18 protein-coding genes are annotated in these 15,103 nt (G+C 72.2%); 13 read left to right on the plus strand and 5 right to left on the minus strand.

What is annotated here, in order from left to right; all coding sequences use genetic code 11:
• Positions 1 to 2 precede the first annotated feature (2 nt).
• From ACZ68P_RS14785 to ACZ68P_RS14795, 3 genes are all read left to right on the plus strand, one after another.
• The gene (locus ACZ68P_RS14785; protein WP_471006014.1) at positions 3 to 1,112 is read left to right on the plus strand and encodes a GTP-binding protein; all 1,110 of its coding nucleotides are present in this window, start codon (positions 3 to 5) and stop codon (positions 1,110 to 1,112) included.
• A 19-nt stretch (positions 1,113 to 1,131) separates the two neighbouring features.
• Entirely contained in the window at positions 1,132 to 1,920 is a 789-nt protein-coding gene (locus tag ACZ68P_RS14790) for a methyltransferase domain-containing protein (protein ID WP_471006016.1), read from the plus strand.
• Between the two features lie 325 nt (positions 1,921 to 2,245).
• Positions 2,246 to 2,632, plus strand: a complete 387-nt coding sequence (locus ACZ68P_RS14795; protein WP_471006018.1) for an ArsR/SmtB family transcription factor — start codon at positions 2,246 to 2,248, stop codon at positions 2,630 to 2,632.
• On the opposite strand, the gene ACZ68P_RS14800 is transcribed toward ACZ68P_RS14795, so the two are convergent.
• On the minus strand, positions 2,588 to 2,980 hold the full coding sequence (locus ACZ68P_RS14800) for a hypothetical protein (RefSeq protein ID WP_471006021.1): 393 nt from the start codon (positions 2,978 to 2,980) through the stop codon (positions 2,588 to 2,590). The genes ACZ68P_RS14795 and ACZ68P_RS14800 overlap by 45 nt on opposite strands.
• Between ACZ68P_RS14800 and ACZ68P_RS14805 the strand changes: the two genes are divergently transcribed.
• The 7 genes from ACZ68P_RS14805 to ACZ68P_RS14835 all read left to right on the plus strand — a co-directional run bounded on the left by ACZ68P_RS14805 (position 2,958) and on the right by ACZ68P_RS14835 (position 8,924).
• Positions 2,958 to 3,338: an ArsR/SmtB family transcription factor gene (locus tag ACZ68P_RS14805; RefSeq protein ID WP_471006023.1), complete on the plus strand. Its 381-nt coding sequence runs from the start codon at positions 2,958 to 2,960 to the stop codon at positions 3,336 to 3,338. The genes ACZ68P_RS14800 and ACZ68P_RS14805 overlap by 23 nt on opposite strands.
• Positions 3,339 to 3,744: 406 nt before the next feature.
• Positions 3,745 to 5,007, plus strand: a complete 1,263-nt coding sequence (locus ACZ68P_RS14810) for an ATP-grasp domain-containing protein (protein WP_471006025.1) — start codon at positions 3,745 to 3,747, stop codon at positions 5,005 to 5,007.
• Between the two features lie 37 nt (positions 5,008 to 5,044).
• The gene (gene mtnA / locus ACZ68P_RS14815; RefSeq protein ID WP_471006026.1) at positions 5,045 to 6,070 is read left to right on the plus strand and encodes an S-methyl-5-thioribose-1-phosphate isomerase; all 1,026 of its coding nucleotides are present in this window, start codon (positions 5,045 to 5,047) and stop codon (positions 6,068 to 6,070) included.
• Entirely contained in the window at positions 6,067 to 6,759 is a 693-nt protein-coding gene (gene mtnB / locus ACZ68P_RS14820) for a methylthioribulose 1-phosphate dehydratase (protein ID WP_471006029.1), read from the plus strand. Before mtnA ends, mtnB begins: the two co-directional genes overlap by 4 nt.
• Positions 6,756 to 7,331: a 1,2-dihydroxy-3-keto-5-methylthiopentene dioxygenase gene (locus ACZ68P_RS14825; RefSeq protein ID WP_471006031.1), complete on the plus strand. Its 576-nt coding sequence runs from the start codon at positions 6,756 to 6,758 to the stop codon at positions 7,329 to 7,331. The genes mtnB and ACZ68P_RS14825 overlap by 4 nt, the downstream gene beginning before the upstream one ends.
• Positions 7,331 to 8,110, plus strand: coding sequence for an acireductone synthase (gene mtnC, locus ACZ68P_RS14830; protein WP_471006033.1), 780 nt, complete (start codon positions 7,331 to 7,333; stop codon positions 8,108 to 8,110). Before ACZ68P_RS14825 ends, mtnC begins: the two co-directional genes overlap by 1 nt.
• A complete protein-coding gene (locus ACZ68P_RS14835) occupies positions 8,103 to 8,924 on the plus strand; it encodes an S-methyl-5'-thioadenosine phosphorylase (RefSeq protein ID WP_471006035.1) in 822 nt (273 codons plus the stop codon). The genes mtnC and ACZ68P_RS14835 overlap by 8 nt, the downstream gene beginning before the upstream one ends.
• 78 nt (positions 8,925 to 9,002) lie before the next feature.
• Here ACZ68P_RS14835 and ACZ68P_RS14840 read toward each other — a convergent pair whose 3' ends face one another.
• Complete coding sequence (locus tag ACZ68P_RS14840) at positions 9,003 to 9,515, minus strand: GNAT family N-acetyltransferase (RefSeq protein ID WP_471006037.1); 513 nt, start codon at positions 9,513 to 9,515, stop codon at positions 9,003 to 9,005.
• A gap of 131 nt (positions 9,516 to 9,646) precedes the next feature.
• Entirely contained in the window at positions 9,647 to 10,774 is a 1,128-nt protein-coding gene (locus ACZ68P_RS14845; RefSeq protein ID WP_471006038.1) for a permease, read from the minus strand.
• 399 nt (positions 10,775 to 11,173) lie between these two features.
• Here ACZ68P_RS14845 and ACZ68P_RS14850 point away from each other — a divergent pair, with 399 nt between their 5' ends.
• Positions 11,174 to 11,503: an ArsR/SmtB family transcription factor gene (locus ACZ68P_RS14850; protein WP_471006040.1), complete on the plus strand. Its 330-nt coding sequence runs from the start codon at positions 11,174 to 11,176 to the stop codon at positions 11,501 to 11,503.
• A gap of 11 nt (positions 11,504 to 11,514) precedes the next feature.
• A complete protein-coding gene (locus ACZ68P_RS14855) occupies positions 11,515 to 11,910 on the plus strand; it encodes an ArsR/SmtB family transcription factor (RefSeq protein WP_471006042.1) in 396 nt (131 codons plus the stop codon).
• A 20-nt stretch (positions 11,911 to 11,930) separates the two neighbouring features.
• On the opposite strand, the gene ACZ68P_RS14860 is transcribed toward ACZ68P_RS14855, so the two are convergent.
• Both ACZ68P_RS14860 and ACZ68P_RS14865 read right to left on the minus strand, forming a co-directional pair.
• Positions 11,931 to 13,052: a hypothetical protein gene (locus ACZ68P_RS14860; RefSeq protein WP_471006044.1), complete on the minus strand. Its 1,122-nt coding sequence runs from the start codon at positions 13,050 to 13,052 to the stop codon at positions 11,931 to 11,933.
• Between the two features lie 132 nt (positions 13,053 to 13,184).
• Positions 13,185 to 13,547 carry an ArsR/SmtB family transcription factor gene (locus ACZ68P_RS14865; RefSeq protein ID WP_471006046.1) on the minus strand — a complete coding sequence of 121 codons (363 nt, stop codon included), beginning with the start codon at positions 13,545 to 13,547 and terminating at the stop codon, positions 13,185 to 13,187.
• Between the two features lie 187 nt (positions 13,548 to 13,734).
• Here ACZ68P_RS14865 and ACZ68P_RS14870 point away from each other — a divergent pair, with 187 nt between their 5' ends.
• Positions 13,735 to 15,099, plus strand: a complete 1,365-nt coding sequence (locus ACZ68P_RS14870) for an NAD(P)-binding domain-containing protein (RefSeq protein ID WP_471006048.1) — start codon at positions 13,735 to 13,737, stop codon at positions 15,097 to 15,099.
• Positions 15,100 to 15,103 lie beyond the last annotated feature (4 nt).

Consider the following 15,103-nt stretch of genomic DNA (forward strand, 5'->3'; position numbering starts at 1 on the left):
ACATGATCACCTTCATCCCCCTGACCGGATTCCTCGGGGCGGGCAAGACCACGACCATGACCGCCGCCGCGCTCGCGCTCCAGGAGCAGGGCCGCAAGGTCGCCGTCATCACCAACGACCAGGGCGTCGAACTGGTCGACACCAAGCTCGTACGGAGCAAGCTCGACAGCGTCGCCGAGGTCACCGGCGGCTGTTTCTGCTGCAAGTTCGAGGACCTCGTCGAGGCGATCGTCGCGCTGGTCGCCTCCGACAGCGTCGACACCGTGATAGCCGAGGCCGTCGGCAGCTGTACGGACCTCCAGGCCACCGTCGTACGACCGCTGCGCCAGTACTACGGAGACGACATGGTCGTCGCCCCCCTGACCACCGTGGTCGACCCGCTGCGGCACCTCGCCTTCGCCCGCGCCGCCGAGCGGGGCGAGCCGGAGTCGGACCTGTCGTACCTCTTCCGCCAGCAGGTCACCGAGGCCGACGTCATCGCCGTGAACAAGCTGGACACCATCACGGCGGACCGCGCCGAGCAGCTCCTCGCCTCACTCCGTACGAGCAACCCGAAGGCGACCGTCGTCGGCTACTCCGCCACCACGGGCGCCCACCTGGAGACGCTCCTCGACGCATGGCAGGCGCCGGCGACGAACGAGGACGTCGTGCTCGACATCGACTACGACCGCTACGCGGCCGCCGAGGCCCAGCTCGCCTGGATGAACCAGGAGCTCGACCTCACCGCCGCGGGGAACGGGTTCGACGCGACCGCCTGGGCCCGCACGGTCCTCCAGGAGCTGTCCGCCTGGGCCGCGGAGCAGGACGCCGTGATCGGCCACGCCAAGATCACCGTGGAGACGGCCGACGGCGACTTCGCCAAGCTCAGCCTCACCGAGTCCGGTGCGCAGCCCACCCTCGACCGCGCCGCCGCCGCCGCGACCGCGCCCGCCGGCCGGGCCGTCGTCAACGCCCGGGTCGCCTGCGAGCCCGACGCCCTCGACGCGGCCGTGACCGAGGCCGTCAAGGCCGCCGACCTGGCCGCCGCCGTCACCTCCTCGGCGACCACCCCGGTGTCGTTCAAGCCCTCCTACCCGCGCCCCGTGCACCGCCTCGCCCCCGCCGGCGCCTGACCGAGAAGGACCACCCGTCATGAGCGACACCACCACCGCCGGCAGCCTGCAGGAAGAGGTCCGGGAGTACTACCGGGCCAAGGCCGCCGAAGCCGAGACGAGCGGCGCCTGCTGCTCACCCGACCCGCAGACCTTCGGCCCCGCCGCGTACGACGAGATCGGGCCCGGCACCGCGCCCGACACGGCCCTCCTCGCCAGCCTCGGCTGCGGCAACCCGAGCGCCGTCGCCGAACTGCGCGAGGGCGAGACGGTCCTGGACCTCGGCTCCGGCGGCGGCCTTGACGTCATCCTGAGCGCCCGGCGCGTCGGTCCCGACGGCCGCGTCTTCGGCCTGGACTTCCTGGAGGAGATGCTCGCCCTCGCCGCCCGCAACGTCGCCGACGCCGAGGTCGACAACGTCGTCCTCCTCAAGGGAACGATCGAGTCCATCCCGCTGCCCGCCGACACCGTCGACGTGATCATCTCCAACTGCGTGATCAACCTGTCGCTGAACAAGCCCGCCGTCTTCGCCGAGATGGCCCGCGTCCTGACCCCCGGCGGCCGCCTCGGCATCAGCGACGTCGTCGCCGAGGACCGGCTCAGCCCCGAGGAGCGGGCCGAACGCGGCGGACACAGCCAGTGCATCGCCGGCGCTCTCTCGGTCGCCGAGTACAAGGAACTGCTCGACGCGGTCGGCCTGAAGGACGCGGAGGTCGTCTTCACCCAGGAGGCGGCCGACGGCCTCCACGCCGCGATCATCCGCGCCCGCAAGCCCGTCGACGGTGACGCCGCAGCGCCCGCGTGCGCACCGGACGGCGCCTGCTGCTGACCACGTCGTCACACCCGGGCCGTGGCCGGAGCGGGAGCTCCGGCCACGGAGACCGGGCCGCGTCGTGTCTGCCGCCGGGTTCGCCCTCGTGACGATCCAGGCGCCCGCGACGGCCGACCGAGCGACGACACCCCCACGGGCCCGTGTCCCGTTGGGGGGACGCGGCAGCGCACCGCCACCGTCCACGAGACCGTCGGCACACCCGTCGGCCGCCCCCTTCGCTCCCCATCGCGGCCGGACGAGCAGGCTCCTGATCGCCCGGCCGGTCCGCCGCTCGCCGGGCCGGTGCGGCGGCGGTGAACCTCATGGTCCGCTAAGGATTCCCATGTCCGAAACGTCACTCGACCGGGAGACCGTCGAGGAGTACGCCCGCTGGTTCCGGGCCTTGGCCGACCCCACGCGCATCCGCATCATGCGGTTCCTGAGCGGTCGGCCGGGGCCCGTGCCGGTGGGTGAGATCGTCGCCCACCTTCGACTCAACCAGTCGACCGTCTCGCACCACCTGAAGATCCTCCACACCGTCCGCTTCCTGACCCGGCGCCGTGCCGGTGCCAGCATCCGGTACGCCATCAACCCCCGCTGCATCACCGAGTTCCCCAGCGCCGCCGACATCCTCATCGGTGCCCCGGTCCACTCCTGCCAGGAGCAGAGGGCCGGCTCCCGCCCGTCAGGTCCGACAACGGGACGGGCGGAAGCCGGTGTTCATGGGTGACGCCGCCGACGGCCGGGCGCGCACCGCGTCGAGCGGCGGTGGACGACGGTGGTCACGCCCCCGCTTCGCGTCGGTCTCGGCGACGAGGCCCTCGATCAGGCCCTTGATCCCGTCGCGGATCGGACGCACGGCCTCGACGAAGGCGGCACCGACGGCGGGGGAGTCGCCTCGCTCGGCGACATCGTCGCCGTATTGCCTGTATGCGAAGCTCCCCGAGCCATCGCGGCCCTTCTGCGACGAGCCCGTGGGTGAACGATTGGTGAACGCCTGACGGATATCGACCTCGGATTCGCCGTGCGATCTTGTCGGCTCGTATGGTGTCCGGATGGCGATTCCGTTGGCGGGCATACCGGTCGAGGACCTGAGCGCGGAGCGATGTGTTCCGTGCTCCCCGGGGCTGCTGATCGACCGCGACGAAGTCGAGCTGCTGACTGCCCGGTTGAAGGCGATGGCCGACCAGACCCGCCTCCAGATCGTCCACCTCATCGACCAGTCGCCGGCCGGGGAACTCTGCGTCTGCGACCTGACCGAGTCGCTCGACCTGGCCCAGCCCACGGTGAGCCGCCACCTGAAGATCCTCACCACGGCCGGGCTGCTGCGCCGCGAACAGCGGGGAACCTGGGCCTGGTTCTCCATTCGCTGGGACACCCTGGGTGAGCTCAGGCAGCGGGCCTTCCCGCGCGGTGCCGACGGCTCACCGTTCTGACGGTTCCCGCGTCCAGCCGTCTCCGGCTCTACGGAATGCGGGGCGCCGGAGAATCGATGATCGCCGATCGACTGCTCCGCGTGCTTGACCCACCCGGCAGCATCACGTGACGTGGCGACACGACCCGCGGGTGAGGGTGCCCGTGCGCGTGAACACCCCGGCAGCATGGCCCTACCGATCGTGAACGGGAACTCCCAGAGGTGGGCGCATCGGAGTGGCGGTGCGGGGGCAGATGACGGCCCCACAAGGGCAGCTCCCCGGCCTTTCATCGATCTATTGACATACATCGCTCAATGCTGGCAGGGTTCCGGCCGTTGGGCGACAGCGTCGTTGCCGACCCGGGCTCCGCCCCCCTCCGTCGGCCGGCCTCTGCCCCGACCACACGTCGACACGAAGGTTTCCCACCATGGCCGCCACGCCCCACCCGCACTCGTCCACCACCGAGGCACCGGTCCTGCTTCTCATGGGCAGCGGTGACCGCCGCTACCGGGAGTACATCGTGGCGGCCGTCTCCCGCCACTTCCGCCTGTGGCTCCTCGACGCCCACGAGCCGAGCTGGCAACTGCCGTACGTGGAGGGGACCTCACTCCTCGACACCAAGAACGTCGACGAACTCCTCGCCGAGGCGAAGACGGTCATGCGGCGGCTGCCCGTCGCAGGCGTCTTCACCTACGACGAGTCCCTCGTGCACGCCGCCGCGAGGCTCGCCGAAACCCTCGGCCTGCCCGGAAGCGCGCCCGACGCGGTACTCGCCTGCCGCGACAAGGCGACCACCCGGATGCGGCTGACGGCCGCCGGCGTGCCGCAGCCGGCCTGCGTCCCGGTCGCCACGGCGGCCGAGGCGCGCCGTGCCGCCGACGCGACCGGCTATCCCGTGGTGGTCAAGGCCCGTGGACTCGCCGGCAGCCTCGGTGTCGTCCGCGCCGACCACGGCGACGCCGTCGAAGCGGCCTTCACCGCCGCCAGCGGCGCCAGTTGGCCGGGAGTACCCCGCTACGAGGCCGACGTCCTGGTCGAGGAGTACCTCACCGGTCCCGAGATCAGCATCGACGCGGTCGTCGTCGACGGCGTGTGCACCCCGACGATCGTGGCGCGCAAGCAGGTCGGCATGGAACCGTACTTCGAAGAGACCGGCCACACCGTCGACGCCGCCGACCCGCTCCTCCAGGACTCCGAACTCCTGGACCAGCTGCACCGCATCCACAAGGCGCTCGGCTTCGATCACGGCGCCACGCACACCGAGTTCAAGCTCACCCCCCGGGGCCCCCGCCTCGTCGAGATCAACGCGCGCCTCGGGGGCGACTTCATCCCCCTCATCGGGATGCTCGCCACCGGCACCGACCCGGCGGTCGCGGCCGCCCACGTGGCGGCCGGGCTCACGCCCGACACCGCGCCGAAGGCACGGAGGACCGCAGCCATCAGGTTCCTCTACCCGGAGGCCGACTGCGAGGCGGTAGAAGTGACCGTCCGTACCGACCTCTTCGGGCCCACCGTGCACAGTGCGGTCGCGACGGCCGGACCCGGCACCCGGCTGGCCCTCCCGCCCCGGGCGTACATGAACCGGTACGGCTACGTCATAGCCGTCGGCGAGGACCACGAGCAGGTGACCGCCGACGCGGAGGCCGCGCCCACCCTGGTCGAACTGCGGTCGCGTCCCCTGACCGACTGACCGCCGCCGCCCCTCAGGCCCCAAGGAGCCGCCGCCCGTGAGCAAGCCCTCCGACCAGCCGTCACTGCGCTGGGACGGCGACGCGATCGTCACCCTCGACCAGCGCGCGCTGCCCCACGAGCGGCGCCTCCTGCGCCTGGCCACCGTGGACGACGTCATCACCGCCATCACGACCCTCGCGGTCCGCGGCGCCCCCTCCATCGGTCTCGCGGGCGCCCTGGGCGTCGCGCTCTCCGCGTACACCCACTGCCCGCCCCGGACCGACGGCCCGGGACGCGAGGCCGTACGCGCCGACGCCCGGCGCATCGTCGCCGCCCGTCCCACGGCCGTCAACCTCGCCTGGGCCGTCGACAGGGTGCTCGGGCGGCTCTCCGACGGCCCCGACGCCGTCCTGGCCGAGGCCACGGCGATGATCGACGAGGACAGCGCCGTCAACCGGCGGATGGTCGAACACGCGGCACGGGTCGTGCGGGAGCGATGCCCCCAGCGCTCCCTGCGGCTCCTGACCCACTGCAACACCGGCCGCCTCGCGACCACCGCCGTGGGCACCGCGCTGGGCACCATCCTCGCCCTCGCGGAGGCCGGAAGGGTCACCGAGGTCCTCGTCGACGAGACCCGGCCACTGATGCAGGGCGCCCGCCTGACCGCCTGGGAACTGGCCGAGGCCGGCGTACCGCACCGGGTGTGCGTCGACAGCGCCGCCGCCGCGGCCATGAGCCGAGGGCTCGTCGACTGCGTACTGGTCGGAGCCGACCGCATCACCTCACGCGGGGACGTGGCCAACAAGATCGGGACCTACGGGCTGGCGATCGCCGCCGCCCACCACGGCATCCCGTTCATCGTCGTCGCCCCCGAGTCGTCCTGGGACAGGTCCCTCGCCGACGGCCGGGACATCGTCATCGAAGAGCGCGACGCCGACGAGGTGACCACCTACGGCGGAATCCGCACCGCACCGCCCCACACCCGGGCCTACAACCCGGCGTTCGACGTCACCCCCGCCTCCCTGATCACGGCCATCGTCTCCGAGCACGGTGTCCACCACACCTCCGAGGTGACCGCATGAGCTACGCGCCGTCCACCGTCGCGGGCAAGCGGACCGCCGGGCAACTGGCCGACCTCTCCCGCACCCTCTACGAACGCGGGTGGATGCCGGGGACGTCCGGCAACGTGTCCATGCGACTGACCGACGATCCCGACCGGGCACTGATCACGGCGAGCGGCCGGGACAAGGGCGCGCTGACCGTCCGGGACGTGGTGGAGGTCGACGCCCGTACCGGCGAGGCATCCCGACCGGGCCAGGCCCGCCCCTCGGCGGAGACCTCCATCCACGCGGCGGTCTACCGCACCACCGGAGCCCGCGCCGTCATCCACGTCCACTCCCCGTACGCCACCGTCGTCGCCCACCGCGCCGCCGCCCTGGACGCCGTCTCCTCGGTACGCGTGGAGCGCTTCGAGCTGCTCAAGGGCCTGGGGCTGAAGGACCCGACCTCCACGGACCTGCCGGTGTTCCCCAACTGGCCCCGGGTCGACCGGATCGCCGACGACGTCGCCGCCCACCTCGCGGCCGACCGGGCAGGCCCGCCCGGGCTGCTCCTGGCCGATCACGGCATCACCGCCTGGGGCGACTCACTCGGCCAGGCCAGGAACCGGCTCGAATGCCTCGAGTCGCTCTGCCACCTGCTCGTGCTCTCCCACGCCGAACTGCATGTCACCCGTGCCGCGCAGGCACCCGACCCCAGGACCGCGCCATGACACTGCTGCAGATCATGCCGGACGACGCACCGGACACCGTCCTGCTCCGCACCCGCGACGAGGGGACCATCGCGCAGGCCCTGCGCGAACGGTCGGTCTCCTTCACCCGCTGGCCCCTGCGCACCCGGGTCACCCCGCAGGTGACGTCCGACGACCTGCTCGACGCCTACCGCCACGAGGTCGACGAGCTCTGCGCCCGCCAGGGACTGGGCCTCGTCGACGTCGCCCGCCTCCACCCCGAGGAGGGCGCGGAATGGCAGGAGCGGGCGGCGAAGGCCCGGTCGACGTTCCTCGACGAGCACCGGCACGCCGAGGACGAGGTCAGGTTCTTCGCCCAGGGCACCGGCTGCTTCTACCTCCACCTGGAGGACCGCGTCTACGCCGTGGTGTGCGAGGCGGGCGACCTGCTGTCCGTGCCCGCCGGCACCCGCCACTGGTTCGACATGGGACCCGTGCCGGACTTCTGCGCCATCCGGTTCTTCGAGAAGGAGGACGGCTGGGTGGGGGACTTCACGCAGGAGCCCATCGCCGGCGGGTTTCCCCGTCTCGACGCCCTGCTGAGGGACAGCTGATGACCGGGAGCGGACAGGACCGGGCGCCCCGGCCGGGGATCCGTGCCGTCGTCCTCGACATCGAGGGAACGACCGGCTCCCTCAGCCACGTGCGGGACGTCCTGTTCCCCTACGCGCGGGCGCGCCTGGCCTCATGGGTCACCGCCCACCGCGGCACCGCCGCGTGGCAGCGCATCCTCGACGCGGTCACCGCCCACACCGGGACGGCCGTCGACGCGGCGGACGCCCTCGCGCTCCTGGAGCGGTGGGCCGACGCCGATGTGAAGGCGGCACCGCTGAAGACGCTGCAGGGGCTGATCTGGGCCCGGGGGTACGAGACGGGCGAGCTGCACGGACACGTGTACCCGGACGTACCACCGGCGCTCAAGCGCTGGAAGGCGTGGGGTGTGGGCCGGTTCGTCTACTCGTCGGGCTCCGTCGCCGCCCAGCGGGACTGGTTCGGCCACACCGCGCTCGGTGACCTCCGGCCCCTGCTCGACGGCTACTTCGACCTGACGACGGCCGGCCCCAAGGCTTCCGCCGAGTCCTACGACGCGATCGCGAAAGAGCTGGGGCACGCACCGTACGACCTGCTGTTCGTCAGCGACGTCGGTGCCGAGCTGGAGGCCGCCGCCGAGTCCGGCTGGCGGACCGTGGCAGTCCGGCGCCCCGGTGACGAGCGTCCGGCCGTCCCCGGGCACGAGACCGTCACCTCCCTCGCCCCCCTCGTCTCCGGCCCGGGCCCGAGCGGTCCACGGCCGTCCCGTACGCACACCCAGGAGGACCGGAACGATGAGTGATCCATCCGAGGAGTCGCCGACGGCCGACATCGCCGTGATCGGCGGCAGCGGCTTCTACGAACTCCTCGAGTCGGTACGGCGCGTGGAGGTCACCACCCCGTACGGACCGCCGTCCGACGCGGTGTCCGTGGGAACCGTCGGCGACCGCGGCGTGGCCTTCCTGCCCCGGCACGGCAGTCGCCACGAGCTTCCCCCGCACCGCATCAACTACCGCGCCAACATGTGGGCGCTGCGCTCACTGGGGGTACGACAGGTCCTCGCACCCTGTGCCGTCGGCTCGCTGCGCCGCTCCCTCGGCCCCGGCAGCGTCGTCCTCCCCGACCAGCTCGTCGACCGCACCATGGGCCGGGTGCAGACGTATCACGACCGCGGCGCGGCCCACGTCTCCTTCGCCGACCCGTACTGCGCCGCCGGACGGGCGGCCGTGCTCAAGGCCGCGGGTGAGGCCGGGGCCGACGTCCACGACGGAGGTGTCATGGTGGTCGTCGAGGGGCCCCGGTTCTCCACCCGGGCGGAGTCCCAGTGGTACGCGTCGGCCGGCTGGTCGCTGATCAACATGACCGGACATCCGGAAGCGGTCCTCGCGCGCGAACTCGCGCTCTGCTACACCTCCGTCGCGCTCGTCACCGACTACGACGCCGGCGTGGAACGCGGGGAAGGCGTCTCGCAGGACGAGGTCTTCCGGGTCTTCGGCGCCAACGTGGAGCGCCTGAAGGACCTGGTCCTGCAGACGGTCTCCCTCCTGGACCACGAGAGGCGATGCGCCTGCGCGGCGGCGCTCGACGGCATGGACCTGCCCTTCGAGCTCCCCTGACCCGGCGGCCGGCGCGGGCCCGATCCGCGCCGGCCCGAACCCGCGCCCCGATGCCGGTCACCGAGGTGACCGGCATCGTCATTCCACGACCGGGCTGCGCCGCTCCACCAGCAGGACGTCGCGCCAGACGCCGTGATGGCGAGCCACGCGTTCCCGACGCCCGAGGACGCGGAACCCCAGGGACGCGTGCAGGGCGAGGCTCGCGGTGTTCTCGGGAAAGATGCCCGCCTGGATCGTCCAGATCCCCGCCTTCTCCGTGGAGACGATCAACGCCTCCAGGAGTGTGCGCCCCACGCCGGTTCCGCGCGCCGTGGGACTGACGTACACGGAGTGCTCGACGACCCCCGCGTACGCGGGCCGGGCCGAGACGCGCGACACCGCCGTCCAGCCGACCACCCGCCCCCGCCGCCCCAGCGCCACGAACCGGTGTGCCGCGAGCTTGGCGGTGTCGAACGCGCTCCACGGCGGCGCGGTGGTCTCGAAGGTGGCGTCGCCCTCGTCGATGCCCTGCTGGTAGATCGCCATGACGGCCGGCGCGTGGTCGTCGGTCATCGGGGTCAGGGTGACGTCCGGTCGCGGGGGTGTGGTCATGCGGGCTCCTTGCCTCGGTGCGTTCCCGGAACGGGGGGCACGCACGGTGTTCGTCGGCGGATACGGCGACGCTCCTGCGGCGTCAGGGGTCGCCGCAGGAGCGTGGGTGGGGGGTGAGGAGGAGTGCCGGGTCAGAGCAGGGGCAGCGCGACGAGGCCGATGCCCATGCTCCCGAGGAGGCCCACGCCGAGGTAGAAGGCGAAGACCTTCGTCTTGACGACGCTCTTGACGGCCACCATGGCGGGGATCGTCGTGATGGCGCCGCCGAGGAGGAAGGTGACGCCCGCCGCCGCGACCATGCCCTGGTCCAGGAGGCCTTCGACGACGGGGATGGCGCCGACGCCGTTGAGGTAGAGCGGCACGCTGATGAGGCCGGCGACCAGCACGGAGACGACGCCGTCCGTGCCGAGGATGCCCGAGACGACGTCGGTGGGGACGTAGCGGACGATCAGGGCCTCGAGGACGATGGCCAGGAGCAGCCACTTGCCCAGGATCAGCGAGTCGCTGACGATCTCCTTCAGGATCTCGCCGGCACGGAGGTTCTTGATGTCGCGCCGCACGAGCACGCGCCACGGGGTGCCGTCGTCGTCCGCGTCGTTCCGCGCGGCGGTGGAGCAGCCACCGGCCGCGGGCACGGTCTCGGCCTCCTGGGTGGAGCCACCGCAACCGCCCGCAGAGCTGCCGCCGCCGCTGCCGCCGCCTCCGACGGTCACGGGCTGGGGCACGGTCGCCTTCGCGGCCGAGCAGGCCGTCTCGGGCACGGCCACGGTCTCCTGCGAGCAGCTCTTCGCAGGCGCCTTCTCCTCCGTGGAGTCGAGGAGCGGATCGGCGAACCGGCCACGCCGTTCCAGTGCCAGCACGATGAGACCGGCGCCGAAGCTCAGTGCCAGGGCACCGATCAGGCGGGCGGTGGCGATGGGCAGCCCGAGCTGGGCCGCGGAGAGCGCGTAGATCTCCGGGTCCATGGACGGGGAGGCGATCCAGAACGACATCACCGCCGAGAGCGGAACGCCGGCTATCAGGAAGCGGCGGATCAGCGGGATCACGGTGAAGGAGCAGAAGGGGCTGAACGCTCCGATGGCGGTGACGATGGCGATGCCGAGAATGCCCCTGCGCCCGTGGGCGAAGCTGCGGCGCGCGACCACGTCGATCGACAGACGCTGTACGGCGATCCCCAGGACGATGGCGACCAGGAACCACGGGAGATAGTGCAGCACCTCGAGCAGGATGAACAGGCTAAGGGCCCGCAATTCGTCCACAGGTGAACCTCTCTGAGACGGTGACACATGAGGGGAGCGGCGCCGTGAAGCGACCTACAAGAGACGTGGCGATCCGCGCGGGGAGGCTCGTGCGGCATCCCCTTCTATCGAATATCGATGATAGACGATTAAAGAGAACGGAGGCAATGGAGATCCGGGGTCCCTCGCCGCGCGGCAGGGATGCGTCCCGCGCTTCCGGGCGCGGCTGCCGGAACGGCGGGCTTGTTCGCAGGTCGTGCCGGTGGGGATGCCCCCTGTGTGGCGCATACGCGGTCACTCGTGCCGGCCGTTTCGGACGTCCATGAGGCGCCGACGGGCCTCGGTGGGCCCTCCGTGAGCCTCCTCTGCGCGGCACGAACCTTGCCGTCGCGGGTGGTCATCGAATAACATCGATGGATCATGAGCGGTACGATGAATGCCCAGCTGATCGACCGAAGCACGGCCGAGTCCTACGCCACCTGGTTCAAGGCCCTCTCCGATCCCACCCGCGTGCAGATCCTCAATCTGCTCGCGCTCGCCCCCGGGCCGATGAACGTCGGAGAGATCGTGGACCGTATGGGCGTCGGACAGTCGACGGTCTCCCACCACCTGAAGCTGCTCGCGGACGTGCGGTTCGTCCTGCGCGAGCGCCAGGGAACGTCGATGCTCTACTCCATCAACGTCGCCTGCGTGGCCTGCTTCCCCAGCGCCGCGGACGCCGTCATGGGTCGTCCCGCGGCCACCGCGTGAGGTCCGGACCCTTGGCCGAGCCGACCCCTCACATATCCGGTACGCCGGCCGGAGCCTGCTGCCCGCCCCTCGTGACCGCCGCGCTGTCCGAAGGGGACGCCGAGGTCATGGCGGCCATGTTCAAGGCGCTGGCCGACCCCGTCCGCCTCCGGCTCCTGTCCCGGGTGGCCTCGCACCCCAGCGGTGAGGCATGCGTCTGCGACATCGCCGACGTGGGGGTTTCCCAGCCCACGGTCAGCCACCATCTGAAGAAGCTCCGGGAGGCGGGCCTGCTCACCTCCGAGCGGCGCGGCACCTGGGTGTACTACCGGCCGGCGCCCGGGACCCTGGCCTCGCTGGGCGCCTTTCTCGCCGACGCCGAGAAGACCGGCGTGGAGGAAGCGCCGCTGACGGCTCGGGTCTCCTGACGTCCCGTGCCGCCCCGCCCTCAGTCCTCCCGGGTGTCCCGTTCCCAGATGTGGAGGGCGTCGTGGGCCTGGGACAACGTCGACCACGCGCCCCTTCCCAGCGCGGACGGCGGGGAGAGGACCGGCGAGGGATAGCCGACCGGCACGGGTTCGCGGTCGTCCGTGGTGTCGATCAGCCAGTGCCGCACCGGCCCCCACTCCTCGTCGCTCTCGGTGGTCGACACGACGAGGGAGGTCTCGTCGACGAAGCCGCCCGCCCAGTCCCAGTAAGCGGGCAGGTCGCCGTCACCGTCCAAGGGCGCGTCGGGGTGCCCCGGGATCGTCGCCTCGGCGTCCCATTCCCACGCCTCCAGCACGGCGCCCCGGGAGTCGCGTAGGGCGAGTGAGTCCTGGTCGTGGGAGACGGTCATGAGCCGCTCGCCCGAGGGGCTGACGTCCAGCAGGCAGAGGTCGCCCTCCAGGTGGTTCACGTGCAGTTCCTGCCCGTCCCACGTGCCCCAGCGCAGGGGTGCGCCGTCCTGCCCTTCGCCGATGCTCAGCCCCATCTGACGCGGGTCGGTCGGGTGGGGAAGGTGGCAGCTCCCGGCCGCCGCGGCCTCCGCGTCGGCCCGCGCGAGCACGCGACCGGTCGCCGCGTCGAGCACGAGCCATTCGTCGACCGTGTCCGGGCTCGGTTCGCTGTCGAGCAGTGGCCCGCGTACGTGGGCCCAGACGAGTGCGCCGTCCGCGGAGAAGCCGACGGAGCCGCCGTCGGGGTGGCGATGGTCCTGACGGTCCGCGTACTCGCCGTACGACTCGTGCGTCTCCCGGCATGCGCCGTACCAGCATCCATGGCGGACCTCCCAGCGCGTCGCACCCGACGGCTCCACCGCGCGCACGGCGTGCACCCCGGCGAAGACGGCCAGGCCGGCGTCCGGCGCCACCTCCCACGTCCCGCGGTCTCGGGGCCAGGGTGCAGGGAAGCGCACGCTCGCGTCGGGGCGGGCGACGAAGGCGTCGTCCAGGGGCTGGGCCACGATCTCGTCGTCGCTCCGCTGGACGAGCATCCTGCCTCCGGGCAGGCCGACGATCTCCGGCGGTCCGGCCTCCGCCGGGGGCATGAGGGCGGGGACGGTGGCACGGAGCCGGGCACGAGCGGACACGCGAATCTCCCAGGTAGGCGAACGCGGGGAACGCTACGGCACCCCTCGGACAACGAGCCGTGCGCCCGGTGGCGGCCTGTCGGCGCGCTCGGCCGTGGCTCCTGTCCACCGGTCCGTCCTCGGACCGCGGTTTCAGGCGGAGGCGGCCTTGGTGAGAAGCGCTCCCATGGCCGCGAGGACGGTGGGCTCGACGCGGTAGTAGACCCAGGTGCCGCGCCGCTCGGAGGTGAGCAGTCCGGCTTCCTTCAGCTTCTTGAGGTGGTGGGAGACCGTGGGCTGGGAGACGCCGACGTCGGAGATGTCGCAGACGCATGCCTCGCCGCCCTCGTGCGAGGCGACGGCGGAGAAGAGCCGCAGCCGGACCGGATCGCCCAGCGCCTTGAACATGACGGCGGTCCGTGCGGCCTCCTCGGCGGTGAGCGGCCGCTCGTTCAGCGGCGGGCAGCAGGGCGCTATCTCGGGCTCCAGCAGCGGAAGCACCTTCACGTTCGACATGTATCTATGTTGACACACGTCGAACCAGCGGCCCCCGTCATTCCCCTCCCGAGGCTTACCTCGCTGCCCGGAGAATCCGAAGGCCGCGCCCAGAATTCGATGCATGTCTATGTTGACGCTTGTCGAATCAGGTGGCATGCTGACGACCAAGAGATCGACGAACGTCGAATCAGCAAGGGGAAGAGCCGTGAACAGCACCGCCACCGACCAGCTGCCCGTCGTGGTCATCGGGGCCGGGCCCGCCGGTCTGGCCACCGCCGCGCACCTCGTCGACCGGGGCCTGGAGCCCTTGGTCCTGGAGGCCGGCGCCCGGGCGGGCGCGGCCGTGCGGGAGTGGTCCCACGTGCGGCTCTTCTCCGCCTGGGCCGAGATCGTCGACCCGGTCGCCGAGAAGCTGCTCGCACCCACCGGCTGGGTGAAGCCCGACTCGGACACGTACCCGACCGGCGGGGACTGGGCGGACGGCTACCTCCAGCCGCTCGCGGACGTCCTCGGCGACAGGATCAGGCTCGGCGCCCGCGTCACCGGCGTCTCCCGCACCGGGCGCGACCGCGTCGTCGATGCCGACCGCGGGCAGCAGCCCTTCACCGTGCACGTCCGGTACGGCGACGGACGCGAGGCGCGGTTCCTCGCCCGGGCCGTGATCGACGCCTCCGGTACGTGGTCCACCCCGAGCCCGGCCGGTGGCGACGGCCTCCCGGCCCTCGGTGAGCGCGCGGCGGCCGACCGGGTCTCCTACCGCGTCCCCGACATCGAGGACCCCGCCGTGCGGGCCCGATACGCCGGCAGGCGCACCGCCGTCATCGGCTCCGGGGCCTCCGCCTTCACCACGCTCGCCTCGCTCGCCGCCCTCGCCGGCTCCGCGGACGGAAGCGGTACACGTGCCGCCTGGATCCTGCGCCGGGCCCTCTCGGGTGCCACCTTCGGCGGGGGAAGCGCCGACCAGCTGCCGGCTCGCGGCGCCCTCGGCCTCGCCGCCAAGGCAGCGGTCGACGAGGGGTACGCGGAGGCCGTCACCGGCTTCCGTACCGATGCGATCGAGCGCGAGGGCGAGCGGCTGGTCCTGGTCGCCGAGGACGGCCGCCGCATCGGCCCGGTCGACGAGGTCATCGTCCTGACCGGCTTCCGCCCCGACCTGACCTTCCTCGACGAGCTGCGCCTCGGCCTCGACGAGCGCCTCCAGGCCCCCGTCGAGCTCGCGCCGCTCATCGACCCGAACCAGCACTCCTGCGGCACCGTCTACCCGCACGGAGTGAAGGAGCTCTCGCACCCGGAGGAGGGCGTGTACCTGGTCGGCATGAAGTCCTACGGCCGGGCTCCGTCCTTCCTCGCGCTCACCGGCTACGAACAGGTCCGCTCGGTCGTCGCCGCGATCGCCGGGGACCACGCGTCCGCCGAGCGCGTCGAGCTCGTCCTTCCCGAGACCGGGGTCTGTGGCGGCGCCGGCCTCTTCGACCAGCCCGCCGACACGACGACCGACGGCGGCTGCTGCGCGACCCCGACGGAGCTCCTGACCGGCGTCGGAGCCCCGGCCGCCTCCGGCGGCTGCTGACCCA

The organism is Streptomyces sp. NPDC036822, assembly GCF_055609145.1.